Source organism: Xanthomonas dyei, from assembly GCF_002939865.1.
In the GTDB taxonomy this organism is placed as follows: domain Bacteria; phylum Pseudomonadota; class Gammaproteobacteria; order Xanthomonadales; family Xanthomonadaceae; genus Xanthomonas; species Xanthomonas dyei.
The window spans coordinates 1-2521 of sequence record NZ_MDEE01000098.1; the positions used below are offsets into that span (position 1 = coordinate 1).

A 2521-nucleotide genomic window follows, 5' to 3' on the forward strand; every position below is an offset into this window, starting at 1 on the left:
CCGCATCAGGCACTGAAGATGATGACGCCTGACCAAGCCTATGCCGCTACATTAACCACCTGACCTGTGCAGAAACCGATGGGTCATTACACAGCGGCTTAGGGATGGGCAGGGTGCGAACTGCTGCTTTGCCTTTTAGGCTTTGACGGCTCCTGTCTCTATCCTTATGCCTGAGATCGGCGTCGACCGTTTTTTGGACGCGGATACACCAGACCTTGGCTTCCTCGACAATGTCGGCCACCTTCAGCTGAGCGAGCTCGTTGATGCGCGCCCCCGTGTAGAGCGAGATCATGGGCAGCCACCACCGATGCGGATACTTCTTGGCCCAGGCCGGGAACGTCTTGGGTGAAAAGATGCGCTGAAGCTCTTCCTCGTCGAACAAGCGCTCTGGCTTGTTCGGATCCACGACCAGGTCCTTCTTGATTTCGGGGAACGCGTCCATCGGCGACATGGGAATCGCCTTGGCTTTTACCAGCTTGCTGAAGAAGGTCACCAGGAACCGCCGGTGCTTTTCCAGCGTGGCGGGAGCGGGCGGTGTCACGCCGAGTTCCTTGCCAAGGGCGACGGCTTGTTCGAACGTGTAAGCCTGATATTTGGGATCGGACAGCAGAAGCGGTGGTGCCCAACGCAACAGGTCCCAAAGCTTGTAGATGTGAGCGTGGTCGATGCGCGACACAGGAACGTCACCGCACGCGATTCGCAGAAGCTTGAGCGAGCGGGCCGTGTCTTCGACGGTCTCTTTGGCCAGGCCGCACCGCTCGCGATGGCCGAGGTAGTCCGAGATCTCGACCGACAGCAGCCGAGCAGGAGAGCAGAGGGGTAGGGGCTCGGGGTAGAGCGTTCGGTTCTTGCTGAGGCGCACCCTCCGGGAGCGTTCATCCGCGCGGTCAAAGAGCTCCAAGGCATGGATGGCGGCTTCACGGCCCGTGATGTTGATCTCGGAGGCCCGGACGTTGCCAACATGGACATCCTTTATTTGNGCAACCGCCTGCTCGAACGTGTAGTCCCGATACTTGAAGTCGGACAGCAGAAGCGGTGGTGCCCAACGCAACAGGTCCCAAAGCTTGTAGATGTGAGCGTGGTCGATGCGCGAGACGGGAATGTCACCGCAGGCAATCCGCAAGAGCTTCAGCGACCGAGCCGTGTCTTCGACGGTCTCTTTGGCCAGGCCGCACCGCTCGCGGTGCCCGAGGTAGTCCGAGATCTCGACCGACAGCAGCCGAGCGGGAGAGCAGAGGGGTAGGGGCTCGGGGTAGTGGGTGCGGTTCTTGCTGAGGCGCACTCTCCGGGAGCGTTCATCCGCGCGGTCAAAGAGCTCCAAGGCATGGATAGCGGCTTCACGGCCGGTGATGTTGATCTCGGAGGCCCGGACGTTGCCAACATGGACATCCTTTATTTGCAGGAGACCGAAGGGGGCGGTGATGTAATCGCGGAGTTGCTGCTGGGCGGTAGACGACATGGCTTGCTTCCATTGTTCCAATGGAAGTAGTGATAGAACAGCCCGGGAATTCGTCAATCAAAACGGGCAATTTTTTACTTTTCCTGAAGCAAACTCTACCGTAAAGGCCCAGCCTGAACTTCTGCCAAAATTATTATGTCTGGTTTAAGTGCGGTGGCCCTATATAATTCAATGGTTTAGCGGCGCGTCGGGGAATAATTTCGAGTGGTTTGCCCTGTCATTAGTGTACTGTTTAATGCAAATAGGCTAACTAAAGCAGTCCTTATGTTAGTTTTTAAGGTGTGCCGTTCCTAAATGACGTGCTGAGATGTTAGTATTATATCGGAAGATAATGCAGCCGAAAACGGGAGTTAACTAACATGGACCACTTCGAAGGCGTCGTGCTTGATTACCTCCGAGCGGACCGAGCGCTGTTCGTCAACAGCCAGTGCTGCATCCAGCTCAACGAGGGCGCCAACCCGGACACCAGCGGCCCGCATTGGTATTGCGACGCGGTGGCCGTGAGCTTCAAAGAGCAGGCGGCCTACTTATGCGAAATCACCTACGCAGCAAAGGCGCCCTCATTGCTCGGTCGGCTGAGAGGGTGGGACGAGCACTGGGAAGGGGTGAAGTCAGCGTTGGTGAGGGACAGCGGCGTGCCAGAGGGATGGTCCGTCAGGCCCTGGCTGTTCGTGCCGCAGGCGCACTCGGAGCGGCTGCGCGCCAGCATCGCAGGATTTGGCAGCCTTCCCAGCCCCCGGATCACTTTTTTAGAGGACGTGGTGCCATGGCGCTATCGTTCCTGGAATCGCGGTGCATATACCGATACGACCCCATGACCCCGCTGACTTTTAGCGCTCCAAGTTATGCCCTCTTGCAAGCGACCACTCAGTGCTGGAAGTGCGCAAAGGCCATTCCTGTCACCACGGTGTGGGTGACGTCCTTCGTCGACAACGAGGGAGTGGAAGAGCCAGACGACGAGCCAGAGGTGGTGTCGACTCCCCATAAAATTGATCCATCCATCACTACAGGTCTCCGGGCATACTAGCCAGCGAGGAGACCAACGATGCGCAAGAGCAAGTT

Annotated in this window: 1 protein-coding gene and 2 pseudogenes; 2 read left to right on the plus strand and 1 reads right to left on the minus strand. The window is 57.8% G+C overall.

The window, feature by feature from the left end; translation table 11 throughout:
* Nucleotides 1-91 precede the first annotated feature (91 nt).
* Nucleotides 92-979, minus strand: a pseudogene (locus XdyCFBP7245_RS23295) (integrase); the annotation flags it as partial.
* 839 nt (nt 980-1818) lie between these two features.
* Between XdyCFBP7245_RS23295 and XdyCFBP7245_RS23300 the strand changes: the two are divergent.
* On the plus strand, nt 1819-2277 hold the full coding sequence (locus XdyCFBP7245_RS23300) for a hypothetical protein (protein WP_104617705.1): 459 nt from the start codon (nt 1819-1821) through the stop codon (nt 2275-2277).
* Nucleotides 2226-2438: pseudogene (locus XdyCFBP7245_RS24850) on the plus strand (hypothetical protein); the annotation flags it as partial. The gene XdyCFBP7245_RS23300 and the pseudogene XdyCFBP7245_RS24850, both read left to right, overlap by 52 nt.
* Nucleotides 2439-2521 lie beyond the last annotated feature (83 nt).